This window comes from Stenotrophomonas sp. 1337 (assembly GCF_031455455.1).
GTDB lineage: Bacteria > Pseudomonadota > Gammaproteobacteria > Xanthomonadales > Xanthomonadaceae > Stenotrophomonas > Stenotrophomonas indicatrix.
The window spans coordinates 1-24,871 of record NZ_JAVDSR010000018.1 but is presented as its reverse complement, the minus strand read 5'-3'; the positions used below and the strand labels follow the sequence as shown (position 1 = coordinate 24,871).

Sequence of the window (24,871 nt, the reverse complement as noted above, 5' to 3'; positions counted from 1 at the left end):
GGTGTACGCTGCACCTGCGGCCCGACTGGACATCGGCCGCCTCCAAATACATATCGAATCTGACTAAATATCTCGGCTAATCTCAATTAATTAATATCTTTCGATAACTAACGCGCGCTAAATTTAAGCCGAACTCAAAAATATACTATCTAAACTATCTCGGAGTCTTCTCATGTCCGTCCGTATGAACATTGTTCTGTCCGATGACTTGAAGAAGGCCCTTGACCAAGTCTCTGCTGAGACTGAGCAGTCAGCCAGCGAGACATTGAGAAAGGCTCTTCACCTCTATCTTGCGGCGCGAGAAAACACTCGAAGTGGTGAGCGAAAGCTCGGCTTCTTTGATGCCAAGACGCGCCAAGTCGATGGAGAAGTCATCGGGCTCTAACCCTAGGAGCCCTTAAGGTGGCAAGCAATAAACTGGATTTGAACGACATCCCTGAGCGGATGTCGGTAGTAATCGAGAAGGTCGAATCCATCGAGGAGTCGAGACATCGTCGGCAGAAGGAGATGCTGACCTTGAGGCTCTGTGCACTTAGTGCGGTGGTCGGCATTGTTGTGTCCCTGTGTATGATCGCACTTGATAGAAATCCTGATACGGTCAAGCTTGCATGGCACTCACTCAACAGCATCCTTTGCCTGATTATGGGCGGAGCCTTCGCCCGCAAGTGCTGATGAAGAATAGACCGACGGATCCTATCGGCCCCGTCGGTCTATTTATTTATAAAATTTGACTAGAGCTCAATGGCGCCGAGCTCGGCTGTAGCGCACCAAGTTAAAGAGTTTTCGCCCGCCGCTGCTTTGCTATCCACAGTCGCGTGGCGCTCGTTAATTGACGCCCAACCTTTATAATCCCGTCGGACGCTATTAATTAATTTTCACACTGTGGTATATTCATCAAATGAAAGATGCACATCTCAAGCGATGCCAGGTCGAAACTCCGCCAGACGTGGTCCGGCTGGTTTGGTCTCTCGTTTCTGGATTGCGAGAAGGCAAGATCTTTGATTCCGTTCTGGATCTTGGTGCGGGTGATGGACGCTTCAGTCATGCATCTGAGTTCTATGCAAAATATACCGGCATCGAGCGTGATCAGTCGAAAGTTGATTCCGCCAAAATTCCGCTAAATGCAAATTTGGTCGTCGCTGACGCGCTGGAGTGGAAATCTAGCGGGTACTCATTATGTATCGGTAATCCACCATATATTCGGCATCACGGCCTAAATAGTCAGTGGAGAGATCTGGCGCTGCGTTCCATATCCGCTGACGGAGGCCCTGCCCTCAAGAAGACGGCGAACGCTTTCGTCATTTTCCTTGCCCAGGCATTATTGCGTACGAGCGAAGATGGGCTTGTCGCCCAGGTAATTCCCTATGAATGGGTTTCTCGACCTAGCGCAGGCGAGCTTCGCGATTTCATTCGCTCCAGGGGGTGGGGGGTCTCGGTGTACCGCTTCGACTCCAACATCTTCCCCACCGTTCTGACCACCGCCTCCATCACCATCATTGATAAGGGATGTAAGACTGGGGAATGGAAGTACGGATCCATCACGAGAGATGGATCGATTCGTTCAACCGGCAAGGCATCAGGCACAACCTCGCACGTAATCAGCTACAGGAACGGCGATCAGGCCTGCAAGGGGATTCGTGGTCTCAGCCCAGGCGGGCAGGACATCTTCGTGCTGACCGAGGAGGAGCGTCTGTTCCACGGGCTGAAAAAGGGCATAGACGTCCGGCCCTGCGTGGTCTCGCTTCGCGCCGTGGATGAAGATATTCAACAGCTGGACAAGAAGACATTTGATGAGCGCTTCGTCGGTCGAGGTGTACGTTGCTGGCTGATTCGTAGCGACAAGGACAAGCTTTCTCCTCAGCTACAGCGCTACGTAGACGGCATTCCGAAGTCGTCATGGGGCAGATACAGTACTTGTACCAATCGGGCCGTATGGTGGCGCTACCGTCCCCATCCTGCGCCTGCACTGCTGCTTGCATCCGGCTTCACTGGCAAGCGCCCCAAAAGTTTGATCAACGATGTCGGCGCAATCGCCGCTGGATCCGTCTATGGCGTGTTGGTGGACGCGTCGATGGGCGCCAAGGTGGTTAACCAAGTCTTCAAGGGTCTGCGGGCCTATGACTTCGACCGTCGATTGGTGCATCATTCCAATGGGCTGAAGAAGGTTGAAGTTCGCCAGCTCAACACAGTTCTAGCCGATTTGCTTCCGGATTGAAGCATCAAAACATCGAGCGCAGGCGCTATGGCAACGAAGGCCGTTCCGAAGAACGTTAAGACCGCCCACTTCCAGATCAGCGCCGCGCTCTTTGAAGAGTTAGGCGAGCGATTGGTCAGTAAGCCGGAGATTGCATTGGCAGAGCTGATCAAGAATAGCTATGACGCTGACGCGTCCTATTGCGAAGTCACCATTGGGACAGATGCTGTCATCGTAGCCGACGACGGGCACGGCCTAACTGAGCACGAATTTCTCAACAACTGGATGGTGGTCAGCAGCACCAACAAGGTGAAGCGGCGCCACTCTCGGCTGTACATGCGTCACATGGCGGGTTCAAAGGGTGTTGGTCGCTTCTCAGCTAGATTCCTCGGAACAGTCCTAGTTGTCGAATCCACGAGCGAGAACCCCAAGACGGGTGCTCGAACGACGCTTAAGGCGACGTTCGACTGGGTAGAGATATCCAAGAAGACAGACGTAGCCAATGTGGCCATCGAGTACACAGTGAGACCGGCAACTCGTGCTGAGCAGGTCGGTACCAGGCTGACAATGCGTCGGCTCCGCGAGCATGTTTCGGACCTGCCTGTTTCAAAGGTGCGCACCGACGTGCTTAAGCTCGTGAAGGCCGATGGCGGCCTTGAGAAGCCAGAATTCGAATTTGATGTTGACCAGGATTCTGCTGAGGACCCTGGCTTCCGCGTCTACTTTGCTGATGCGGACAGCGATGGGGATGAGGTAGAACTGGCTGAGGAGATTCTCGCTAAGTACGTCGCGCGAGCTCGAGTGAGCGTGGCCATCGATGGAACTGTGGACTTCCGTGTGTACTGGAAGGACGAGAAAAGGCCTATCGAGAAGAAGATTTTCCATCTCGACCGAATTGCTAAGCGTTACAGCGCCAAAAGCCTGAAGGCGGCAGATGGCGACAAGGATTCCAGGGGCGTGCCCGTGGAGCTTGCCGGGGTTCCACACTTGCCGTTGGCCGGCACCCTAAACACGCCACTTTTCCTCGACATCCGATTCTTTCCTAACCGTCAAGGCACCTTCGTCGACTTGCCCGTGAACGGAAGAAAGGCCATGACGTGGGTAAAGGAGAACTCCGGCATCGCGGTTGTCGACAACGGCTTTGCCATGTCCGCCTATGCCGATGAGAACAGTGACTGGCTAGCTATTGAGTCATCAAAATCATCGAACGAGCGTAACTGGCAGTCGGTCATCACGCCCATGTTCTACCCGATGGATCCTCAGGTAAGGAAGAATACCCAGCTCAACCCGATGCTCGCTCTTCCCAGAATTCCGCAGTTGATCGGTCGAGTGCACGTGGCAACACGCAAGGGCCCCACGAATTCTGAGACAGAGGATGGTTGCCTGCTGCCCAACATGGATCGCGAGCAGCTTCGCGACAATGGCGCCTATCGCCTGATGTGGCACCTGGTCCGATTCGCGGTTGAGGCACTGGCCCACTTCGATCGTTCGATCCGTGTTCAAGATGAAGAGGCGCGGGAGGAGGAGGCCAGGAAGAATGCTAGGACCGCCTTGGCGGCCACCATCTCAGAGATTCGGTCTTCCAAAGAGATCAACTTCGACCACAAGCGGGTCATGCTGCGCCAACTTGAAGAGGCCGAGGAGCAGCTATCAATTGCGGAGGGCTACGACAAGAGCGTCCGGATGTCGCTTGAGCTCATGTCGACCATGGGCGTCATGGCTGGATTCATGACACATGAGTTCGAGAAGACGCTCGGCGCTATCCAGGAGGTCGGAGAGACCTTGTCGAGGTTGGCAAAGAGGCATCCGGAGCTCAGGGCTGACACAGAGATCATCTTGCGCAATGAGAGAGCGCTGGCCGAGCAAGCCGAGTACATGCGCCTGTTCGTGGGCGCCTCTCGCAAGATGACCATTACGCCATTCAAAGTGCGTGCGCAGCTGACAGTCATAAAGCGCACTGTTGAGGCGCTCGCGTCCGAGCATGGGATCGAAATTGACATCGATGCCAATGCCAAACTCGCTGGCCCCTCGGTGCCGCTGGCGGCCTACCACGGCGTGGCTATGAATCTCATCTCAAATGCCATGAAGGCTCTGGTTGCTCGGTCAACTCCGACTGACCGTAAGGTCAAGATCTACGCTACCAATGACGGGGAGCGACACATCATGGTCTGTGCGGACAATGGAATTGGCATTCCCGACTACCTGAGAGATCGAATCTGGGATCCGCTCTTCACCACAACTGAAAGCGCCGATGACGCGAATCCGCTCAATTCCGGCTTGGGACTGGGGCTGCCTGTCATCAAGAGAGTCATTGAAGGCGTCGGCGGAAGGATTGAGTTGATGAAGATCCCTCCTGCCGGCTTCAACACAGCATTTAGAGCAACATTTCCAGCAGCAAAGGACTGAAGGGGGACAGCATGTGCAATGTACTGATCATTGAAGATCAAGCCGACACAATCGACAAGTTCAAGGGGTATGCAGCTAACACGGGCCTAACATTCTTCTCGCCAGCAGAAGTCGGGCTGACCACGACGCAAATGGATAGGGAAGGCGGCGCCATTGAAGAACAATTGGCCGAGTTCCTAAAAGGAACCATCCGTGACTATGCGATCGACTTGGTGCTTCTTGACTCGGACCTGGCCAGACAGCCTGAGTTGCAAAGCCATTCCAGCTATAAGGCTGCGCTGCGCGATGTAGGTATGCCCGTCTGCAGGTATCAGAAGGGCGGAAGGTCCGTCAATCTGGCGATGCTTCCGCAGCTACAGCGCACGATTCGAGACGGAGCATCCGCCATCTGGATTCCACGTGTGTTTGTGAGCACTGGGCCTGAAGCGGAAGAAAAGCTTGTTCCGCGCCTGAAAGCAATTAGCACGGCTTTCAAGAGCATTGAGGCGGCACTGGATGCCCAGCCGAAGCTATTGGAGAAGCAGCATAGCCCCACGGACGTTCTAGCTGCGGTACTGGGCGACGGGAACCTATCCTATGAATTTTTGGGCTACGCTGGCCAGAATCTCACGTTCTTTGCGAAGCCAGAGGAGGACTCTGAAGAGCACTTGATCTCAGAGACCAAACGCTATGCCACGCAGCTGGGTTACTGGCTGTTCAACTACATCCTTATGTTCCAAGGTCCGATTCTCAGTCAGTCGGCAGCCGCAGCGTTCCTCAATGTCGAGCCCGACGAAGCTATTCACTGTGACCCTTTTAGGCATCTGTTGGATGAGGCGCGCTACGACGGGCCCTTCTCAGAGGTAGAGCCCTACTACTGGCGGACGAAGCTTGTGGACCTTGCGGCCACTGCGGGCGGAGACATCATCAATCACGAACGGCTTCAGGGGGCAAAGCTAACTCGAGTGGATCAGGATCCTGATGCCGTGCAGGCATTCGTTTGCATGATCTCTGGGGAAGCCATCACCCAGGACCAGGCAGCTCCAAATCCCGACTGGGTTCCGACCGGCGCAAGTGAGGCAAGGATCAAGGAAGAAGTACTTGACGAACTTGGTCCACTGGCGGGCATTTGAGATGACTGACTTCGCAAAATTCAGACGCCAAGTTGACGAAGTGCACAAGGCTGCCACTACTGTCATAGAGAGCCGCAACGCACGAGTTCGTTGGCAGAAGCTCAAGGAACAGGACAAGGGGGAGGAAGGCAAGTGCATTGGCTTCGAGCATCCTTCTGTTCTTTGGGATGTTCCTCTTCGAAAGACCAGCGTGGAAAGTCGCATCAAGCGAGCAATAGTCATGGATGGTCACTTCTACTTCACTGGAGATGTCTTCTACAGGGGAGGCGTGAATCTAGAGGTCTATGAGACTCGACGGCAGTCGGACGGCATGGTGAACATGAATCTTCTGGACACGATGCATTTCGACTTTGAATACAACGCGATGCAGACTGCTTATCATCCGATGTTTCATGTCCAGTTCGGGAAGGTCAAGAGATTCGACGAGGACTTCATCAAGAAGACTGTCTGCGAACTGGGCAGCATCGAGCATGAAAAGATGAACTTGGATCGTGGATTGAATACGCCGATGCGTGATGTGCGAATTCCCACGCCGCAAATGGACTATATGTCCGTACTGGCAATGGTGATTGCTGACTACTTCTGTGAAGGCCGAAGTCCAGCTGCTGTGAGGAACGGCTTCGTCAAATTGCTTCGGCAGGTGATGAACGCCAGCAATCCTGCACGTTCAAGCAGACAGTCTCATAGCTTGGAACAGCGCTGGACACAATGTACAAGGGGACCGTTCTGCGCCTCCCATTGGTATGAAGAAAGCCACCGGTAGCCAGCGACGCCGTAAGTACTAGGCGGGTGACCGCCTGGTACTGGTAGCTCCGAGGGTGTGGCCATGGCTGGAGTCCAGCTTGACTTGACCTTGGCAGACCTGGCCGAACGCGGTTCGCGTGAAGTCGGTACCTGCCGGCCCCGCAAGAACGCAGCCGTGATCGCCTTCGCAGTGTAGGCTTGCGCGAATCATTGGCACAGCTGTGCCCCCCATAAACGGGGAGCTCATGCCCCGTTGGCTTTGGCACAATGGTCACTCTTGCTAGATCGGACACAAAGCAGTCCATGCGCTTCTTCCTCGACACCGAGTGGGCCGATCAAGCGGGACGCGAGCTGGTTAGCTTGGCTCTCGTGTCTGAAAATGGCGAGCATCGATTCTACTCTGAGGTTGCGACTCTGCCAGAGCAGCCGACGGACTTCGTTCGCCGAGTGGTGTATCCGTTGTTAGATCGAGGGTGCGCCGCTAAGACACCCTTTGAGTTCGCGAAAGGCCTGCGCGACTTCCTTGCCGAGTTTGAAAGTCCGTTCGTACTAGCTGACTATCGGACCGACTTTACGCTGTTCCGATACGCGCTTGACGGATTCGACTTGCCGGCGGACACCTTGCAGGCTATGCCGTCCGTTCCGTCGGTAGTTACGACGCTGGTGCTTCGGGAGGACGTGCGTAGCGGAATCGAAAGGTACTTCAGCAACAATCCTGCCTTGGCCCAGCGCAAGCATCACGCTGCGGTCGACGCGGATGCATTTCGCTGGGCCTTCATTGATGCGCTAGCAGGAAGTGACAGCGCGAGTCAGGCTCACTGAGCATCCTGGCAAACGGTCCGATTTAGGATGCAGCTCCCGCATCTTCAGGCATCTCGGGGTTTCAAGGGCCAACTGCGCGCTCTTTACCTGTGCCATCAGTGAAAAGATATGTCAAAAGCACTCGGTCCCTAAAGCAGGGAATCAGGGAACTGATGGCAGCTCTATATGGCAATGCCCAAGGGGGCTCGACTATGGTGCATGCCATGCGGTTTGTGGCCTTAAAAAGCTCGGAATGCGTGGTTCCCAGACTCAGCAGTTCCGCCTCCCACATGAGACAGACCAGAGCTAAGAGCCCCCAGATGTCCCCTCTGGCCTCCAGCTCCGCCGTTTCATAGCGAGTGGACGCGTAAGAAAAGGGGCCATCCTCTTCGGGGAAGTCCCACCGCCATGAATTGGCCCCTACCTGGCTCAAGCGCTCATCGATCAGCGCTGTCACCCGTTTCCGAGTGGGTGCGTCAGGCCCAAGTAGTGAGGCGGCGTCGAACAACCAGATTGAGTTGGGAAGCGATTTCGCTGGCTCTCTGCGTCGCCTGTCTGGCAGGCCTGCAACTCGAAGGGCCGATGCTCGGGTCGGACTTGCTTTGCCGTTCAGCCATTTGGAAACGAGTCTGCTGTCGGCGCTGTCGTCCGCCATGTAGTCGATGGAGAAGCGGTAGGGCGTTACCCCTGATCTAGACAAGCAGTAGTCGAGCCACATGCTCCCACGTAGGGCCCGCCAGTTCACCGTATAACTGCCGCTTGGCTTCTGGGGACTCGACATGCAGGGGGCGGCTTGGGGGAAAAAATGAGGGAATTCTCTTGCATCCCGATTATTCCCCCACGCACATCAGTCACGCAAGCGACACTACGTGCAACTTCGCTCTACAGGCAGTCACGCTGTGACACGTCGCTCTAATCGCCAAGCCGAGATTGACCAGCGAGCGGCTCGGTTGACTCAGCAGTTTGGAGAACTCCTTTCCATTGCCGATCTGGCAAGCGCTCTGCGGTATCCGAGCGCAGCCGCAGTAAGGCAGGCTAGGCGTCGGGGAAGGCTGCCAGTAGAGATGCAGTTGCTATCCGGTAGGCGCGGATGGTTCGCCACTGCACGCGCGGTAGCGGAGTACCTGTACCAAGTTGATGCGCAGGGCCATGCCAATGCTGCCGGAAAGGATGGCACCTACGGCATAGACGAAGCGGCCGTTGCCGACCATGAGGCCTAGGACTAAGAGGAGAGAGCAAACATGCCGTAAGCACCGGATCAAAAACCCGGGAGCCAGATGCACAAAAGCCTAGGGGCCCTTGCAGGGGCAGTCCTAGGCTTCTGTGGGGTGCAGATCTTGACGGGCCTGCACGCCCAATTATGCATTTCCGCTCGATGGATGCAACTGCCTAGCCCTGAATCGGCCGGGCGGAAGGACATCGTGTGCCCGGCCGCTGGCTAAGCCAGCTCATACCCCGCGGCACGCCGTGGGGGCCGAGACCGCTTTTGGGGCTATCCACATGGCTAAAACGAACTTCTTGCACTCCAAGGAGGCGCATAACTATGCCGGTATTTGCAGAGATCTGACTGAAGACGAAGCAGAAGCACTGTTCGCTCAACTGCGCTGGGGTAGCGAAACTGAACAGGGGTGCCCGGACTGCGGCACCTTCCGCCGGCACTACCGCCGAAAGGCAAAGCGGCGCTGGCGCTGCGCCGATTGTGGCCATGAGTTTAGTGCCACCAGCCGCACTGCCTTCCATGCGCGGAAGCTTTCCTATCGGCGGCTTCTCGGCCTGCTCCTATTCTTTGAGAGCGGCGCTAAGGGACGGTCGTTGGCTGAGTCCGCGCGGGAGCTCGGTATCCAGATCAAAACTGCACAAACCAATTTCGGCAAGATCCGAGAGGTGCTAGTCAATACGATGGACCTTACGCCCCTGCATGGCATCGTCCACATGGACGGTATCTACTTGGGCGGCAAGCCACGTCGGCCAAATCGACGAATGAAAATGCCCAAGGACGCACTGAAGGTTCGATATGGCAAGAAGGTGCCTGACGATCCGTCCAAGCCATGGCTGTCCGCAGGCATGACGCGCGGGAACTGGTACAAGCGAATGAACAAACGGGTTGTGATCTCGCTCTGCCAGACAGGTGCCAAGGGAGACGGGTCCAAGCGCGTATTGGCATTCGCCTGCAATGCCGAGAACGAGGCCAATGTTGTCGCATTAGCCCGACGCTTCATCCAACGAGGATCTCTTATCATGTCCGACGAGAGCCCCGCTTACAACCGACTGAGCAGCTGGTTCGAGCACTACTGTGTGCAGCATTCCCACGAGTACTCCACATCCGAAGGGGTAAGCAACAACGCTGCAGAGACCTGGAACAGCAGGATACGACGGCACGAGTACGGCGTAACCCACGGCTTCCGTCCTACCTATATCCAGGATTACGCCTGCGAGATGGTCTGGCGGGAAAATTACCGCCGGGCCTGCCAGAGATCGCGAGTACACGCCCTGCTTAAGGGGATGGTGCAGTCCGAACGGTCATCTTGGTGGCGGGGCTACTTCCAGGGCAATCACCGCGGTGCAGAGCTCGGCATCGACTACTTCTTGGCCAAGGGCAGCTTGGCCGTCGCGTGACCGAAGCTATGATGGCCGAGGAGGATCTTCGATCCATGATGACAAATACTCAGCTCAACCGGATTCCCAGTGTGGAGCTTCAGCTCCTAACCTGGCTTAGGCTACTCGAGGGGAAAGCAGTGCCGCAGCGTGTGGACCTAAAGAGAGGGGGCTTCAAGGTCCATGTGCACTCTGCTGTCCACAATTTGGATGGATTTGGCGAACGCGTTCGTGTACTCAATATTGCTAGCGTCGTCGCTAACCCGCGGTACGAGGGCCGAGGCTGGTTCACGGGATTCCTAGACCTATGCGATGAGCTCAACCCGTGGGATGCGACGTATGTCGCCAGTGTCGTGAATCCCCGCCTGCCTGACTTCCTGCGAAGGCGAGGCTTTATCGAGCAGCAATGGGCTCAGTTTTACAGGCCTTCCAAGACGTGGCGGGCTCACAACGACTGGTCACCTGAACGCGCCGCTTCAGCGCAGACCATCGCAGACGCCGCCCACGTGGAAGAGCTGTACAGCCGAAAACTCGCGTCCTTCTGGGCGAGAGGCGGCACAAATGACGTTGAAAAAAGCAGCGGATAGCTCAGGATAAGAGTATTCCTCGGCCCTATCCCGCGTTGCTATCGCTCTTCCAATAGTAGACGCCAGCGGGTGTGATTCTGTCGGCGGTCAGTGGTGCCTTGAGTGAATTCGCGCTCCGCAGCTCCTCGCAAGACCAGGGAGGTTAGGCGTTTCCGGAATGATCGACGGACCCGCTCATACAACTGACGGTCGCAATTCTCATGAGTATGCCCCGTGAGGCGTTCGACCAGCTCACCTGTGGTCAGCCAATCTCCAGCCATTCTCAATGTGGCGTACAGGTTGCGAGTTAGGTCCCCGTGCCTAAAGCAGGGTCGATTCACGCGGGGACGGACGGCAGCAATTTTGCCCACGTCCACCGGGACTTCGTGCATACCCAGAGATGTCTCGATGGCAAGGAGGCTTCGTTCTGCCTTCTCCAAGCGTTGTCGGTGCGCGATGACCTGGGCATCCAATTCGGCCGCCTCCCGGTGCAGCAGCTCAATCTCGCCCTGCAACCGGGAGTGCTTTACGATCAACCACTTAAGTGAGGAAGGGGTGCGCCAAGTCATGGGAGGACTGTATAAAGTCCTCCCAGACTTTTCATGGGGCAACTGCTACCAATTAGCGTTACTTCTTTTCCATTCGCGCGTTGCGCTGGCCGGTGGCGGCGGACTTCTCGCCGGCAAACGGGTTCAGCTTGCGGATCATCCACGGGTACTTCGGCCACTTGCCTTCCAGCCACGGGTGATCCGGCTGGTTCAACTGCAGGACGCGGCGGGCGTCGTCGGCCAGGGTCTTGTTGCCCAGGTGGGTGTAGGACTCGGCCAGCACCGCCACGGCATCGTTCTGGAATGCGCTCTGCGGGTAGTTTTCCAGCAGGTAGTTGGCGCGACCGGCAGCCGAGACCCAGGCGCCGCGACGCACGTAGTACAGGGCATTGTCGAGTTCGTGCTGGGCGAATACGTCACGCAGCACCAGCATCCGCTGGCGCGCATCGGCGGCGTAGCGGCTGTTGGGGTAGCGGTCGACCACGATGTTGAAGTCTGAATACGCCTGATGCGGCGTGGACAGATCGCGGCGGCTTGCGTCCAGTGACCATACGCGACGCAGGAAAACCGTATTGCGGTTGGAGTTGGCCAGGCCGCGCAGGTAGTACAGGTACGCGATGTTGCGGTGCGTCGGGTAGGTACGGATGAAGCGGTCGATGCTGGACACCGCGTCATCGTGCTTGCCGGCCTTGTACTGGGCATAGGCCGATTCGATCATCGCCTGCTCGGTGTACGGGCCGTAGGGATACTGTGCCACCAGGCGACGGAAGCTGGCTTCAGCGCCGCTCCAGTTGCCGCCTTGCATCAGCTTGTGGCTCTTTTCGTAGAGCTGTTCGACCGGGGTGCCTTCATCAGGGCGATCGCCCTTGGTGCCGCGGTTGCAGCCAGTGGCGACGATGACCAGCACCAGCAGGAGGGCGGTCAGGCGGACGGGCGCGGAGAGCAGGACGGAGCGTCGGATCATGGGGTCAATGCGGGACGCGGCTGGAATACGAAGGGTCGATGATAGCCTAGTGTCCTGTCCAGCGACTGAAACCGGCTCGCCGGGACCCCAAAATTTCAAAGATGCCCCCTGCCATGTCTGAACAACCCTCCGAATCGGCCCGCCAGGCCGTTGTCCCCGACACCTCCGCCGGCCGTCGTTTCGACGCGGTCGTGGCCGAGCTGTTCCCCGAATACTCCCGCTCCCGCCTGACCGAGTGGATCAAGGCTGGCGACGTCCTGCTGGACGGCGCGCAGGCACGCCCGCGCGACGCGCTGCGCGGCGGCGAGGTGGTCACCCTGCAGGTGGTGCTGGAAACCCAGACCACCGCCGAGCCGGAAGACATCCCGCTGGACGTGCTGTTCGAGGACGAGCACCTGCTGGTGATCAACAAGCCGATCGGCCTGGTCGTGCACCCCGGTGCCGGCAACCACAGCGGCACCCTGGTCAATGCGCTGCTGTACCGCGACCCGTCGGTGGCGGTGCTGCCGCGCGCGGGCATCGTGCATCGCCTGGACAAGGACACCAGCGGCGTGATGGTCGTGGCCCGCACGCTGGAAGCGCAGACCGCACTGGTCGAGCAGCTGGCCGCCCGTGACGTGCACCGCCAGTACCTGGCCGTGGTGATGGGCGCGCTGGTGGCCGGTGGTACCGCAGATGCGCCGATCGATCGCCACCCGCGCGACCGCCTGAAGATGGGCGTGCGCGAGGATGGCAAGGAAGCGGTGACCCATTACCGCCTGCGCGAGCGCTTCCGTGCGCATACCGCGCTGGAATGCCGGCTGGAAACCGGGCGTACCCACCAGATCCGCGTGCACATGGCGCACCTGCGCCACCCGATCGTGGGCGATCAGCTGTACGGTGGTGCGCTGAAGCTGCCCAAGGGTGCCAGCGACGAGCTGGTGGCCGCGCTGCGCGGCTTCAAGCGCCAGGCCCTGCATGCAGAGACCCTGGAGTTCGTGCATCCGATCAGTGGTGAGCCGGTGCGCAACACCGCGCCGGCGCCGGCCGACATGCTGCACCTGATGAAGGTGCTGCGCGAAGACAGCGCGGCCTTCGCCGAGCGCGAACGGGACCGCTGGTAATGACTACCGCGCTGCCGCTGCTGCAGGCTGATTGGCCGGCGCCCCAGGGCGTGCATGCACTGACCACGCGCCGGCATGGCGCGGGTATCTCGCCAGCGCCGTTCGCCCAGTTCAACCTGGGCAACCGGCATGCGGCCGACGGTGACACCCCGGCCAACGTCGAGCACAACCGGCAGCTGCTGCAGCAGGGCCTGGCACTGCCATCGGCGCCGCATTGGCTGCGCCAGGTGCACAGCAGCACCGTGCTGCGTTTCGGCGCGCCGCCGGTGGAGGGCGCCAGCGAACCGGTGGCCGATGCCGCGGTGACCTCGGTGCCCGGCGTAGTGCTGGCGATCCTCACCGCGGACTGCCTGCCGGTGGTGTTCGCCGCTGTCGATGGCAGCGAGGTGGGCGCCGCCCATGCCGGTTGGCGTGGCCTGGCCGACGGCATGCTGGAGGCCACCGTGGCCGCCATGCAGACGCCACCGGCGCAGCTGCGCGCGTGGCTGGGCCCGGCAGCGGGACCGGCCGACTACGAGATCGGCGAAGAGGTGTACCACGCCTTCGTCGGCCACGACGCGGCCGCTGCGGCGGCCTTCGTGGCGACCCGCCCCGGTCACTGGAAAGTGGATCTGTTCGCGCTGGCGCGACAGCGCCTGCAGGCCTCGGGCATGGAGCTGGGCAACATCCACGGCGGCACGGTCTCGACCATGGCCGATGCGGATCTGTACTCGCACCGTCGCGACCGCCGCACTGGCCGGATGGCGACGCTGGTGTGGATGGACTGATGCGGGGGGATCGCGCTGCGGGTGTAGAGCCTGGCGGCGTGATCGTCTTCGATGGCGTCTGCGCGTTGTGCAGCCGCTGGGTGCGTTTCCTGCTGCGGTTCGACCGGCAGGAACGCTTTCGCTTCGCGGCGATGCAGGGCGCGCAGGGCAGCGCGATGTTGCGCGCGCATGGCCTGGACGCGCACGACCCAACCTCGTTCCTGCTGTTGGACGGGCAGGGCGCGTGGACCGATACCGATGCGATCCTGCGCGTGCTGGCGGCACTGGGTGGTGGCTGGCGCCTGGCTGCCGTACTGCGCGTGCTGCCACGCGGCTGGCGCGATGGCGCCTACCGCGTGCTGGCACGCAACCGCTATCGCTGGTTCGGGCGCCATGACGCCTGCTTCCTGCCGACGCCGGCACAGGCGGCGCGCTTCCTCGATTAAGCGCCGCCGGGCGTGGCCCGGCGCTACCCCGTGCCCGGATCAAAGTAGCGCCGGGCCATGCCCGGCGTGGGCGGTCAACCTTCCAAGGCTTCGAGGTAGCTGCGGCGCCAGTGGTTGATGTCGTAGGTGCGCAGGTGTTCCATCATCGCGTGCCAGCGTTCCTTGCGCCGGTGCAGCGACATCGTCGCCGCAGTGGCGATGGCATCGGCCACGCCGTCCAGATCGTGCGGGTTGACCAGCAGCGCCTGCTTCATTTCATCGGCGGCGCCGGCCAGCAGGGACAGCACCAGCACGCCGGGATCTTCCGGGTCCTGCGAGGCAACGTATTCCTTGGCGACCAGGTTCATGCCATCGCGCAGCGGGGTCACCAGGCCGACAGCGGCGGCACGATAGAAGCCGGTCAGCGTGGCGTGGGTGAAGTTCTGGTTGACGTAGCGCAGCGGTGTCCAATCCGGCTCGGCATGGCCACCATTGATGTGGCCGGCGATCTGCTCCAGCTGGCTGCGCAGTTGCCGGTATTCGGTGACATCGCCGCGCGAGACCGGTGCGATCTGCAGGTACGTGAGCGAGCCGCGCTGGTCGGGATGGCGCTGCAGGTAGCGTTCGAAGCCGAGGAACCGTTCGGGCAGGCCCTTGGAATAGTCCAGGCGATCCACGCCGATGGCGAGCTGGCGGTCGCGCAGGCTGCTGCGCAGGTTCTTTACGGCCGCCTTGCTGGCTGCGGTGCTGGCCTGCCGGGCGATCAGCTCGGTGTCGATGCCGATGGGGAACGCCGCGGCTCGGAAGTGACGTCCGCCGGGCGCTTCGAGCTTGCCGTTTTCCAGTACCCGGCCACCGCCGAACAGGCGCAGGTAGGTCTGGAAGCGATCGGCATCGCGCTGGGTCTGGAAGCCGACCAGGTCATAGGCATACAGCGCCGAGAACAGCCGCAGATGGTCGGGCATGGCCTGCAGCAGGTCGGCCGAGGGCATCGGGATGTGCAGGAAGAAGCCGATGCGGCAGCCGATGCCGCGCTCGCGCAGCATCGCGCCGAGCGGAATCAGGTGATAGTCGTGGATCCAGACGATGTCGTCTTCGCGCAGCAGCGGCGCCAGCTTGTCGGCGAACAGTGCATTGACCCTGTGGTAGGTCTCGCGGGTGCCGCGGTCGTAGTCGACCAGGTCCAGGCGGAAGTGCAGCAGTGGCCACAGCGTGCGATTGGCGAAGCCGTTGTAGTAGCCGTCCACATCGCGCTTGGCCAGGTCCATGGTGACGTACTGGATGTCACCATCGCGCTGCTCGTGCAGCGCGCCACTGGCCTCGCGCACGCTCTTGCCACTCCAGCCGAACCACAATCCGCCGCGTTCCTTCAGCGCCGCCAGCAGGCCCACGGCGAGGCCACCGGCACGGTTCTCGCCGGGCACAGCCACGCGGTTGGATACGATGACAAGACGGCTCATGAAGCCTCCTGCCAGGACCGCGACAGGCGCATCGCCGCAGTGATCAGGCCGACATGCGAGTAGGTCTGCGGGAAGTTGCCCCAGGCTTCACCACCGTCGAAGGCAAGGTCTTCCGACAGCAGGCCAAGATGGTTGCGTTGCTGCAACAGTGATTCGAACATGTCGCGCGCCTCATCCATGCGGCCGATGGCGGCGAGCGCATCGATGTACCAGAACGTGCAGATGGTAAAGCTGGTTTCCGGCTCGCCGAAATCATCCGGCGCGATGTAACGGTACAGCGCGTTGCCGTGCTTGAGGTCGCGGCCGATGGCCTCGACGGTGGCGACGAAGCGTGCGTCGTTGGCGTCGATGAAGCCGATGTCGGCCAGCAGCAGCAACGAGGCATCCAGGCGATGGCCATCGAAGGTATCGGTGAAGTGGCCGAGCTCCTCGCTCCAGGCTTTTTCCATGATGCGTGCGTGGATGGTATCGGCACGCTCGCGCCAGTACTGTGCACGGTCATCACGCTTCAGGCGCACGGCGATCTTGCACAGGCGATCGCACGCCGCCCAGCACATCGCGCTGGTGTAGGTATGCACTTCGGTGCGGCCGCGGAATTCCCACAGGCCGGCATCAGGCACGTCGTGCAGTGCGAACGCCTGTTCACCCAGCGGTTCGAGCCGGGCAAAGGTGTGGCTGTCACCCGGATCCTGCAGGCGACGGTCGAAGAACAGCTGGGTGGAGGCCAGCACCACGCTGCCGTATACATCGTGCTGGCGCTGTACCCAGGCCAGGTTGCCGCGCCGCACCGGGCCCATGCCGCGGTAGCCGGACAGGCTGGGCACTTCGTCCTCGTCCAGCTTGGCTTCGAAGCCGATGCCGTACAGCGGCTGCAGGGTGCCGTCGGTGGTGGCCAGGTTGAAGATGTAGCCGAGGAACTGCTCCATCGTGCGGGTGGCGCCCAGACGGTTCAACGCGCGCACCACGAAGGCGGCATCGCGCAGCCAGCAGTAGCGGTAGTCCCAGTTGCGCACGCTGCCGGGCGCTTCCGGAATCGAGGTGGTCATCGCTGCGATGATCGCGCCGCTGTCCTCGTACTGGCAGAGTTTGAGGGTGATCGCACTGCGGATCACCGCGTCCTGCCATTCCAGCGGGATGGACAGGTAGCGCACCCATTCGCGCCAGTAGTCGCGGGTGCGCTGGAACGCTTCCTGCACGTAGCCGCTGATGGAGCGGTTGAGCGATTCATCCACGCCCAGGATCAGGTGGATGGGATGGTTGAGCACGAACGGCAGGCCATCACGTACGAAGCGCACCGGCACGTCGGTGGTCAGGCGCAGCACATGCTCGGGCAGGATCCAGCGCACGTGGTTGCTGCCCCAGGTGGACTCGGGCACGCGCGCGCCCCAGTCGGCCAGAGGTCGTGCGCGGATCACGATGCGCGGGCTGCCGGACAACGGTCGCACCTGGCGGATGAGGCTGACCGGCCGGTAGAAACGGTCGTTCTGGCGCCAGCGCGGGGCGAAATCGAGGATTTCCAGCGCGCCGCCATGCGCATCGCGCAGCACGGTGCGCAGGATCGCGGTATTGGTGAGGTATTCCTGTTCGCTGCCGGCGAAGTCCTCCAGCTCGATGGCGAAGTCGCCGCCGGTCTGCTGGTTGGGGCTGAGCAGGGCACAGAAGGTCGGGTCGCCGTCGAAGGTCGGCAGGCAACTCCAGACAACACGGGCGTGCTTGTCGATAAGGGCGCCGAAGCTGCCGTTGCCGACCACGCCCAGATCAAGATCGGGTTGGGTCATCACGCGGTACATCTCGGTTGCGGCCGTGGGGGCCGGGGTCAATACGCATTCTCACGCAGCCAGGCGTGCACGCTGCGTATGTCGGGCAGCGCGAACACCGCTGCACTGGGTTCACGTTCGCCGATCAGCACGCTCCAGCCATGCAGGCCATTGGCCGCATCGAAGCCGAATTCATCGGTCAGGTCATCGCCGAGGAACACCGGCAGACGACCACGGAACGGCAGGTACTGCATCAGCCGACGTACGGCTCTGCCTTTGTTGGTAGCCACCGGGACGAATTCGACGACATGGTCGCCCGGCTGCAGGCGATAGCTGGCACGGCCGCGAACGTGGCGGTCGGCGAAGGCGCGCACATCGTTGGCTGCATGCGGTGCGCCACGCCAGTGCAGGGCCAGGCCTACGCCCTTGTTCTCGACCAGCACGCCGGGGTGGCCATGGGCGAAACGCATGGCTTGTTGATGAAGCGCATGCAGCCAGTCGGCGGTGTCGTCAGCATGCTCATCGCGTATCACGTGCCCGTCCTGCGCACGCAGTTCGTGGCCATGCAGGCCCGCAGCGGGAAGCTTGAGCGGCGCGAACAACTGGTCCAGCTGTTCAAGCGGGCGACCACTGACCAGTGCCACGGCACCTTCCAGTCGATCGCTGATGCGGCCGATGGCTTCACGCACATCGGGGAGAAGCTGCACGGCGTCGGGGCGTGCAGCGAATTCGATCAGGGTGCCATCCACATCGAGGAACAACGCGCAGGCGTCGTCCAGCAATGGAGGTGGCGGACGCAGGGGGAGCGGTTCAGCCATGACGACCACCATGCCAGCGGCGGCGTGTACGCCGGGTCGAGGTCAGGCTACGGCTGGTGCGGACCAACGGTCCGCACCCACCCGGTGGGTGCCGGCGCACCCACCCGCAGCGATCCATCGCGTCCCGGTGGGTGCCGACCGTTGGTCGGCACGTTGTTCGCAGCAATCAGAACGTGTAGCGCACGCGACCGTAGTAGTACGCACCGTTGCTGCCGATCGGCGACAGCACGTCGTAGGGCAGGTTGCCGAAGTAGTGGATGTCCTCGTTGGAGCGATCCGGGTAGTTGTCGGTCAGGTTCTGCCCACCGATGGCCACGCTCCACTGCGGGGTGATGCGGTATTCCACTTCCGCATCCAGCTGCCACTCGGCCTGGTAGGTCTGGCGCGGAATGTAGCCATTACCGAAGTTGAATACGCGGGTCGCGCTGCCGTAGCGGTTCACCCGGCTGCTCAGCGACCAGCGGTCGTTGCTCCAAGCGGCTGAGAAACTGCCACGGGTGCGCGGGGTGGCGTCGGTCAGCGTATTGGTCTCTTCGATGCCGAACAGCACGTAGTCCGGGTCCAGCGCCTGCAGCTGCGCCGGTGTGGCCAGCACGTTCTTCAGCGTGGTCTTGGTGTAGGCGTAGGTGCCGGTCAACAGCAGCTGGCCATCGCCCAGCGACTGCCGCCAGTTGCTCACCAGCTCGGCGCCGCGGGTGCGCGTGTCGGCGGCGTTGACGAAGAAGCTGGCGCTCTGCAGGCCGCCGACGCCGTAGTTGGTGGCCACGTAATCGGTCAGCGCATCGCCGGTGATGCTCTCGGACAGTGCGATGCGGTCGTCGATGTCGATCTGGAAGAAGTCCAGCGACAGATCGAAGTGCTCGCCGATGCGGCTGGTGAAGCCGAGCGAGGTGTTCAGCGACTTCTCCGGCTTCAGGTCCTGCGCACCCAGGCCACGGGCGATGGGGTTGTTGACCGAGAGCAGGCGGCCCTGCACCAGCTGGCCGCCGGCGTTGTAACCGGTGGAGGTGGATTCGTAGCCGATCTGCGCCAGCGACGGTGCGCGGAAATTGTTGGAGATCGCGCCGCGCAGGGCGAATGCCGGGGTGAACTCGTAGCGCAGTCCGAGCTTGCCAGTCAGTTCGCCGCCGAAGTCATCGCTGTGCTCGTAGCGCGCGGCCAGGTCGGTGGAGAATTTTTCGCCGAACTGGCTGGACAGGCTGGCGTAGACGCTGGCCACATCGCGCGACAAGGTCGCCGCGTCCTGCGGAGTCAGGCCACCGCCTGCCTGCGAGCCGGTCGGACGATCGGTGTACGGGCCGGCGGCGTAGCTGGCCGGGTCGCCTGGACGGGTCTGGTAGCGTTCGTGGCGGGCTTCGGCGCCCAGGCCCAGGGTGTGGCTGATGCTGTCGCTCTGCGAGAACACGCGGCTCAGGTCGACGTTGCCCACGGTCTGCGCGTACTCGTAGTCCGCGGTCTTGAAGCGGGTCGGGCTGGTCGGGCCCAGCGAGGCATTCAGCGAATCGCGCAGACGATAGGTGAAGTCGTTCTGGCCGTAATCCAGGCTGCCGTCATAACTCCATTCACCCCACTGCCCACGGATACCGGCCACCGCCTGCACGTCGCGGTTCTCACCTTCGGAGATCGGCCGGTAGCCATTGGGGTAGACCTCCTTCCAGTTGGCATCGCCATCGGGATAGCGGAAGTAGTTCGCGCCTTCGGTATCACGCTGGTTGAAGGTACCGAACGCATAGAACGTCGCGGTCTTGCCCACCGGAATCTCGGTGTTCAGCCACAGATTGATGTCCTTGCTGGCGCCATCGCCGAGCACGTAGTTGCGCTTGCCCTGCAGTGCAAGATTTGCCTCGGTCTGGTCCCACGGCGGAATCTGGTCGAAGCCGGCGCGGTTGGTGCCATTGCGCTTCTTGTATTCCAGGCCGACGCGCAGGAAGCCGCCGTCTTCGCCCAGCGAGGTGCCGACCTTGGCACTGAGGTTGCCCGTCTGGCCGTCGGTGAGGGTGCGGCCGATCGGCTTGAGGTCGGTGTGGTTGGCGCCGTAGCTGGCTTCGATCTCGCCGCCGTCGCCGCCGTTGTCGAGGATCACGTTGATCACGCCGGCCACGGCATCGGAGCCGTACAGCGCACCGGCGCCATCGCGCAGTACTTCGATACGCTTGATGGCGCTGACCGGGATTGCGTTGAAGTCGACCGGGGTGGTGCCCTTGCCGATCTTGCTGTCGGTGTTGACCAGCGCGGTGTGGTGGCGGCGCTTGCCGTTGACCAGCACCAGCACCTGGTCCGGCGACAGCCCGCGCAGCTGCGCGGCGCGCACGTGGTCGGCGCCGCCGGAGTTGGACTGGCGGGGGAAGTTGAACGAGGGCAGCAGGGCCTGCAGGGCGCTGCCCAGCTCGCCATTGACCACGCCGGCCTTGCGGATGTCCTCGGCGGTCAGCACGTCCACCGGTGACGTGGATTCAAGCACGGTGCGGTCGGCGGCGCGGGTGCCGGTGACGATCACCGTGTCCAGGTTGGTGGCGGCGTCCTGGGCCGAAGCCAGGGCGGGGGACAGGGCGAGCGCGATGGCGAGGCCGAGCGGCGACGCGGACAGGCGGGGGGACATGCGGACTCCAGCAGCAACGACGTGGGGAAGGGGGGGAGAGATAGTTTCACTTACATCCATCCGGATGAAGCGATATATTATCTTGGCGTGAGGAGGCGGTGCGATGCAAGTCCCGTCTCCCATTGCATCACTTCATGCCCTGCCGGCATGAGGGCATTGGTTGCAGCCGCAACCGAGGCGCAGGTGTACCCTCCGTGCCCCTTCGTCGTGCTTTTTCCCCTTCCCGGAGTGCTGTTCCCGATGAAACACCTTGGCCTTGTCTTCGCCGTGCTGCTGGCCACCAGTGGCTGCGCCAGCCTGTCATCGAAGGCGCCCAGCGCCTATGCCACCACCGCCGACCTGCAGGGCGACGCCGCGCGTCCGTCCAGCGGCCACGGCTGGGTGCGCAGCGAGCTTTATTTCGGCGTGGGCGAAGAGCAGGGCGCTGGTGACCGCCCGCAGGCCGACACCATCAGCGATGCGCAGTGGCGCGCGTTCCTGGACAAGGAAGTGACGCCGCGCTTCCCGGACGGCCTGACCGTGTTCGATGCCTACGGCCAGTGGCTGTTCCGTGGCGATGCCTCCCCGAACCGCCTGCGCACCAAGGTGCTGGTGGTGCTGCACGAGGACAGCCCGCAGCGCCGCGCCGACATCAAAGCGATCCGTCTGGCGTGGAAGCAGCAGACCAAACACCAGTCGGTACTGTGGTCGCGGCAGGCGGTTGACGTATCGTTCTGACCTGGACGCGCCACTGTGGCGCTGCAGGGAATGACGATGACACCCAGGGAAGTGCTGATGGCGGTGATGCTGGCCGGTCTGTTGGCGCCGGCGGCACAGGCGCAGGACGAGGACCGGGGCCTGCTGCGGTTTTCGCCGGCAGCGGGCGTGCAGGCGTCGGTAGAGGTACAGGAGGACGGCATGCTAGCCGTGCTCCTGCAGCCGGCAGGGAAGCGGCAGCGCCTGCCTGGCGCGCCGGACGCCGAGGGACATTCGCGCCTGAGCGCAGAGGATCTCGATTTCGACGGGCGTCCCGAGCTGGTTGCGCGCGCGGCGGTGGGCATGGTCAATGAGGCCGTTGCGGTCTATCGCTTCGACGTGGGCGGCGGTGAGTTCCGCGCACTGAAGGCGGTGACCCATGGACACGACCAGTGCGGTGACCTGATGGGCCTTACCGCCGACGCCGCCACGCGCACGCTGACCGCCAGCTGCCGCAGCGGACCGATGTGGTACACCGACGTGTATCGCTTCAACGGACCGCAGCTCTATCTGTACCGCGGTGAGAGCGTGTTGATGCTGGGCGATACGCTGAACCGTGCGCTGCACTGGGAAGAGACCGAGAACCAAGGGCCACTGGCGGTGTGGCGCACCTACGATCCCTCCGGCAAGGTGCTGGAAAGCGCCATCGGCGACGGGCTCGGCGCACCAGCAAGCGGTGCGCCGCTGGTGGGGCTGATGGCGAGCGTGCTGCCTGCGCGCCTGTTCCTGTTCGACCGCCCTGGTGCATCGAGCACGCAGCGCTACCTGGTGCAGGGTGATCGCGTGGAGATGCTGGATGAGCAGGATGGTTGGGTGAAGCTGCGTTATCGCAACCCGAAGCGCGGCGCGGTGACGGGGTGGATCAACGTCAACGATTGACGGCAGCCCTGCCCGGAGTTTGCACGACAAGGCGATCGGCCTCTTGCCCACGGGAGCATCACTTCATCGGGACTAGCCTCGGGGTTCCCCCTTGCAAGGCTGTAGTCCCATGAGCAAGCGCGTTGCCGAGATCGTCGTCGATACCCTGCAGCAGGCGGGCGTCCGCCGTTGTTATGGCATCGTCGGCGACACCCTGAACCATGTCACCGACGCACTGCATCGCAGTGAGATCGAGTGGGTGCATGTCCGCCATGAAGAGGTCGCGGCGTTCGCGGCCGGTGCCGATTCATTGATCAGTGGCCAGCTGACCGCCTGCGCGGGTTCGTGCGGTCCTGGCGGTCTGCACTTCATCAACGGCATCTTCGAGAGCAACCGCAACCGCGCGCCGATGGTGCTTATCGCCAGCCAGGTGGTCACCAGCGAACTGGGCATGGAGTTCCCGCAGGAAGTGGATTTCAAGGCGGTGTACGGCAGCTGCACCGTGTTCTGCGAGCAGGTGTACAGCCCGGCCCAGGCACGGCGCGTGGTGGCGCTGGCCTGCCAGGCGGCGATCAGCCGCCGCGGTGTGGCGGTGGTGATCCTGCCGGCCGACATCAGCGAAGCGGAAGTGAAGCACGATGTGCCGTTCTCGGTGCATTACACCCAGCCGGTGCTGCGCCCCTCTGAGGCCGAGCTGCAGCACATCGCCGAACTGCTGGGGCAGGGCAAGCGTATCGGCATCTATGCCGGCGCCGGTTGCCAGGGGGCACATGCGCAGCTGCTGGAACTGGCGCGGCGCCTGCAGGCACCGGTGGCGCACACATCGCGTGCGAAGGACTTCGTCGAACCGGACAACCCGTACAACATGGGCATGACCGGAGTCTTCGGCATCGAATCCGGGTTCCACACGTTGATGGAGTGCGACACGCTGCTGCTGCTCGGCGCGGATTTCGCCTGGGGCCAGTTCTATCCGGACAAGGCCACGATCATCCAGGTCGACCGCGACGGCAGCCACCTCGGTCGCCGCCATCCGGTGAACCTGGGCGTGGTCGGTGATATCGCACCGACGCTGGACGCGCTGCTGCCGATGCTGCCCCCGCGCGAAGACAGCAGTTTCCTGGACGAATGCATCGAGCACCGCGACAAGGCGCTGAAGAAGCGCGAGCAGGAGGAACAACCCGGCGAAGGCGAACTGATCCATCCGCAGCACCTGACCGCGCTGCTGTCGAAGTACGCTACCGACGATGCGCTGTTCACCGCGGATGGTGGCTCGCCGATGGTGTGGGTGCTGCGGCATATCCGGGTGAATGGCCGGCGCCGCACGCTGACCAGCCTGCTGCACGGCACGATGGCCAACGCGATGCCGCAGGCGCTGGGTCTGCAGAAGGCCTTCCCGGGGCGGCAGGTGATTTCGTTGTCCGGCGATGGTGGGTTGGCGATGTTGCTGGGCGACCTGCTGACCGCGGTGCAGGAGAATCTTCCGATCAAGGTGGTGGTGTTCAACAACGGCTCGCTGAATTTCGTCGAGCTGGAGCAGAAGGTGGAGGGGCTGCTGGACAACTACACCGACCTGAAGAATCCGGATTTCGGCCGGTTGGCCGAGGTGATCGGTTTCCATGGCCGCACGGTCACCCGCAGCGAGGACCTGGAAGAAGCGGTGCAGGATTTCCTGGCCCAGCGTGGGCCGGCGCTGCTGGATGTACACACCAGTCGCGCGGAGCTGGTGATGCCGCCGCAGATCGAGGCCAAGCAGGTGGCGGGCACGGCGTTGTATGCGGCCAAGGCAGTGCTGAGTGGTCGCATCGACGACGTGAAGCATCTGCTGGTGGACAACTTCCTGAAGAAGTGAGGGTTGGGGTCTGATGCAGGGCTGCGCCCTGCACCCGCCGAATCAACGTCAACGTCAACGTCAAAAGCGGGGTATCGGTGGGATGGCGGGGTGGGTCCGGTTGCGGGGGACGCCGTAAACCCCCAGACCGGCCCAGCCGCTGGCGGCTGTGCGTTCGGGCGCTTGCGAAGCAGTGCTTCGCAAGCAAAGCGCCCTCACCCTTGGGGGCTTGGCCGCGGCATCCATGCCGCGGACACCCCCGCAACCGGACCCACCCCGCCTTCGACAGATTCCCACGATCTGTTGGAATGGCATGGTCTGTTGTTCGTGGGGGGCGACCTTGGTCGACACGGTAAATCCACGCAATGCGTGGATGTCTGTCGGTAGTGCCGGCCGCTGGCCGGCAACCACGCAGATGCCTGCGATCCGGCGCCTGAGAGCGCAGCGACCGGCTTCTGCTTTTTTTTTGATCTTTTGATTCTCTTCCGTGGTTGGCGTCCGCAGGAAACTGTCAGGGGCCGGGCGGGGGGGGGGGGGGGCCCCCGCGGGGGGGGGGGGGTGTGGGCCACCCAGCCCCCACGCAGGGGGGTTAGGCGTGCGAGCGCCGCCCCC

19 protein-coding genes are annotated in these 24,871 nt (G+C 61.9%); 14 read left to right on the top strand and 5 right to left on the bottom strand.

Going from position 1 to position 24,871, the window contains the following annotated elements:
- Nucleotides 1-172: 172 nt before the first annotated feature.
- The 8 genes from J2X70_RS18815 to J2X70_RS18780 all read left to right on the top strand — a co-directional run bounded on the left by J2X70_RS18815 (nucleotide 173) and on the right by J2X70_RS18780 (nucleotide 9,873).
- Nucleotides 173-385, top strand: coding sequence for a ribbon-helix-helix protein, CopG family (locus J2X70_RS18815; RefSeq protein ID WP_309911668.1), 213 nt, complete (start codon nucleotides 173-175; stop codon nucleotides 383-385).
- Between the two features lie 17 nt (nucleotides 386-402).
- Nucleotides 403-672, top strand: a complete 270-nt coding sequence (locus tag J2X70_RS18810; RefSeq protein WP_309911666.1) for a hypothetical protein — start codon at nucleotides 403-405, stop codon at nucleotides 670-672.
- 226 nt (nucleotides 673-898) lie between these two features.
- Nucleotides 899-2,215, top strand: coding sequence for a hypothetical protein (locus J2X70_RS18805; RefSeq protein WP_309911664.1), 1,317 nt, complete (start codon nucleotides 899-901; stop codon nucleotides 2,213-2,215).
- 27 nt (nucleotides 2,216-2,242) lie between these two features.
- Entirely contained in the window at nucleotides 2,243-4,600 is a 2,358-nt protein-coding gene (locus J2X70_RS18800) for a sensor histidine kinase (protein WP_309911662.1), read from the top strand.
- A gap of 11 nt (nucleotides 4,601-4,611) precedes the next feature.
- Nucleotides 4,612-5,712: a hypothetical protein gene (locus tag J2X70_RS18795; RefSeq protein WP_309911660.1), complete on the top strand. Its 1,101-nt coding sequence runs from the start codon at nucleotides 4,612-4,614 to the stop codon at nucleotides 5,710-5,712.
- 1 nt (nucleotide 5,713) lies between these two features.
- Nucleotides 5,714-6,475, top strand: coding sequence for a hypothetical protein (locus tag J2X70_RS18790; protein WP_309911657.1), 762 nt, complete (start codon nucleotides 5,714-5,716; stop codon nucleotides 6,473-6,475).
- 284 nt (nucleotides 6,476-6,759) lie between these two features.
- On the top strand, nucleotides 6,760-7,278 hold the full coding sequence (locus J2X70_RS18785) for a 3'-5' exoribonuclease (RefSeq protein WP_309911655.1): 519 nt from the start codon (nucleotides 6,760-6,762) through the stop codon (nucleotides 7,276-7,278).
- Nucleotides 7,279-8,757: 1,479 nt separating this feature from the next.
- Nucleotides 8,758-9,873 (top strand): IS1595 family transposase, encoded by a 1,116-nt coding sequence (locus tag J2X70_RS18780; RefSeq protein ID WP_309911653.1) that lies wholly within the window; start codon nucleotides 8,758-8,760, stop codon nucleotides 9,871-9,873.
- Nucleotides 9,874-11,045: 1,172 nt separating this feature from the next.
- On the opposite strand, the gene J2X70_RS18775 is transcribed toward J2X70_RS18780, so the two are convergent.
- Entirely contained in the window at nucleotides 11,046-11,930 is an 885-nt protein-coding gene (locus J2X70_RS18775) for an outer membrane protein assembly factor BamD (RefSeq protein ID WP_025874301.1), read from the bottom strand.
- Between the two features lie 113 nt (nucleotides 11,931-12,043).
- Here J2X70_RS18775 and rluD point away from each other — a divergent pair, with 113 nt between their 5' ends.
- The 3 genes from rluD to J2X70_RS18760 are packed head-to-tail and all read left to right on the top strand — an operon-like array spanning nucleotide 12,044 to nucleotide 14,225.
- Nucleotides 12,044-13,033 (top strand): 23S rRNA pseudouridine(1911/1915/1917) synthase RluD, encoded by a 990-nt coding sequence (rluD, locus tag J2X70_RS18770; protein WP_309911651.1) that lies wholly within the window; start codon nucleotides 12,044-12,046, stop codon nucleotides 13,031-13,033.
- Nucleotides 13,033-13,800, top strand: coding sequence for a peptidoglycan editing factor PgeF (gene pgeF / locus J2X70_RS18765; RefSeq protein ID WP_309911649.1), 768 nt, complete (start codon nucleotides 13,033-13,035; stop codon nucleotides 13,798-13,800). The genes rluD and pgeF overlap by 1 nt, the downstream gene beginning before the upstream one ends.
- Nucleotides 13,800-14,225 carry a thiol-disulfide oxidoreductase DCC family protein gene (locus J2X70_RS18760; protein WP_059064896.1) on the top strand — a complete coding sequence of 142 codons (426 nt, stop codon included), beginning with the start codon at nucleotides 13,800-13,802 and terminating at the stop codon, nucleotides 14,223-14,225. The genes pgeF and J2X70_RS18760 overlap by 1 nt, the downstream gene beginning before the upstream one ends.
- A gap of 74 nt (nucleotides 14,226-14,299) precedes the next feature.
- Here J2X70_RS18760 and otsA read toward each other — a convergent pair whose 3' ends face one another.
- The 4 genes from otsA to J2X70_RS18740 all read right to left on the bottom strand — a co-directional run bounded on the left by otsA (nucleotide 14,300) and on the right by J2X70_RS18740 (nucleotide 20,838).
- Nucleotides 14,300-15,664, bottom strand: a complete 1,365-nt coding sequence (gene otsA, locus J2X70_RS18755; protein ID WP_032975160.1) for an alpha,alpha-trehalose-phosphate synthase (UDP-forming) — start codon at nucleotides 15,662-15,664, stop codon at nucleotides 14,300-14,302.
- Nucleotides 15,661-17,442 (bottom strand): glycoside hydrolase family 15 protein, encoded by a 1,782-nt coding sequence (locus J2X70_RS18750; protein WP_080150638.1) that lies wholly within the window; start codon nucleotides 17,440-17,442, stop codon nucleotides 15,661-15,663. The genes otsA and J2X70_RS18750 overlap by 4 nt, the downstream gene beginning before the upstream one ends.
- A gap of 38 nt (nucleotides 17,443-17,480) precedes the next feature.
- Nucleotides 17,481-18,239 (bottom strand): trehalose-phosphatase, encoded by a 759-nt coding sequence (gene otsB, locus J2X70_RS18745; RefSeq protein WP_025874307.1) that lies wholly within the window; start codon nucleotides 18,237-18,239, stop codon nucleotides 17,481-17,483.
- Between the two features lie 166 nt (nucleotides 18,240-18,405).
- Nucleotides 18,406-20,838 carry a TonB-dependent receptor gene (locus J2X70_RS18740; RefSeq protein WP_309911645.1) on the bottom strand — a complete coding sequence of 811 codons (2,433 nt, stop codon included), beginning with the start codon at nucleotides 20,836-20,838 and terminating at the stop codon, nucleotides 18,406-18,408.
- A gap of 240 nt (nucleotides 20,839-21,078) precedes the next feature.
- On the opposite strand from J2X70_RS18740, the gene J2X70_RS18735 reads away from it, so the two are divergent.
- From J2X70_RS18735 to J2X70_RS18725, 3 genes are all read left to right on the top strand, one after another.
- Nucleotides 21,079-21,555 (top strand): DUF3574 domain-containing protein, encoded by a 477-nt coding sequence (locus J2X70_RS18735; RefSeq protein ID WP_309911643.1) that lies wholly within the window; start codon nucleotides 21,079-21,081, stop codon nucleotides 21,553-21,555.
- Between the two features lie 36 nt (nucleotides 21,556-21,591).
- Complete coding sequence (locus J2X70_RS18730) at nucleotides 21,592-22,452, top strand: SH3 domain-containing protein (protein WP_309911641.1); 861 nt, start codon at nucleotides 21,592-21,594, stop codon at nucleotides 22,450-22,452.
- Between the two features lie 109 nt (nucleotides 22,453-22,561).
- Nucleotides 22,562-24,280, top strand: coding sequence for a thiamine pyrophosphate-dependent enzyme (locus J2X70_RS18725; protein WP_309911639.1), 1,719 nt, complete (start codon nucleotides 22,562-22,564; stop codon nucleotides 24,278-24,280).
- Nucleotides 24,281-24,871: the final 591 nt, after the last annotated feature.

Bases quoted from the DNA above. Each gene is read 5' to 3' on its own strand.
- J2X70_RS18815 (WP_309911668.1), top strand. From the start codon at position 173: ATGTCCGTCCGTATGAACATTGTTCTGTCCGATGACTTGAAGAAGGCC.
- J2X70_RS18805 (WP_309911664.1), top strand. From the start codon at position 899: ATGAAAGATGCACATCTCAAGCGATGCCAGGTCGAAACTCCGCCAGAC.
- J2X70_RS18800 (WP_309911662.1), top strand. From the start codon at position 2,243: ATGGCAACGAAGGCCGTTCCGAAGAACGTTAAGACCGCCCACTTCCAG.
- J2X70_RS18795 (WP_309911660.1), top strand. From the start codon at position 4,612: ATGTGCAATGTACTGATCATTGAAGATCAAGCCGACACAATCGACAAG.
- J2X70_RS18790 (WP_309911657.1), top strand. From the start codon at position 5,714: ATGACTGACTTCGCAAAATTCAGACGCCAAGTTGACGAAGTGCACAAG.
- J2X70_RS18785 (WP_309911655.1), top strand. From the start codon at position 6,760: ATGCGCTTCTTCCTCGACACCGAGTGGGCCGATCAAGCGGGACGCGAG.
- J2X70_RS18780 (WP_309911653.1), top strand. From the start codon at position 8,758: ATGGCTAAAACGAACTTCTTGCACTCCAAGGAGGCGCATAACTATGCC.
- J2X70_RS18775 (WP_025874301.1), bottom strand. From the start codon at position 11,930: ATGATCCGACGCTCCGTCCTGCTCTCCGCGCCCGTCCGCCTGACCGCC.
- rluD (WP_309911651.1), top strand. From the start codon at position 12,044: ATGTCTGAACAACCCTCCGAATCGGCCCGCCAGGCCGTTGTCCCCGAC.
- pgeF (WP_309911649.1), top strand. From the start codon at position 13,033: ATGACTACCGCGCTGCCGCTGCTGCAGGCTGATTGGCCGGCGCCCCAG.
- J2X70_RS18760 (WP_059064896.1), top strand. From the start codon at position 13,800: ATGCGGGGGGATCGCGCTGCGGGTGTAGAGCCTGGCGGCGTGATCGTC.
- otsA (WP_032975160.1), bottom strand. From the start codon at position 15,664: ATGAGCCGTCTTGTCATCGTATCCAACCGCGTGGCTGTGCCCGGCGAG.
- J2X70_RS18750 (WP_080150638.1), bottom strand. From the start codon at position 17,442: ATGACCCAACCCGATCTTGATCTGGGCGTGGTCGGCAACGGCAGCTTC.
- otsB (WP_025874307.1), bottom strand. From the start codon at position 18,239: ATGGCTGAACCGCTCCCCCTGCGTCCGCCACCTCCATTGCTGGACGAC.
- J2X70_RS18740 (WP_309911645.1), bottom strand. From the start codon at position 20,838: ATGTCCCCCCGCCTGTCCGCGTCGCCGCTCGGCCTCGCCATCGCGCTC.
- J2X70_RS18735 (WP_309911643.1), top strand. From the start codon at position 21,079: ATGAAACACCTTGGCCTTGTCTTCGCCGTGCTGCTGGCCACCAGTGGC.
- J2X70_RS18730 (WP_309911641.1), top strand. From the start codon at position 21,592: ATGACACCCAGGGAAGTGCTGATGGCGGTGATGCTGGCCGGTCTGTTG.
- J2X70_RS18725 (WP_309911639.1), top strand. From the start codon at position 22,562: ATGAGCAAGCGCGTTGCCGAGATCGTCGTCGATACCCTGCAGCAGGCG.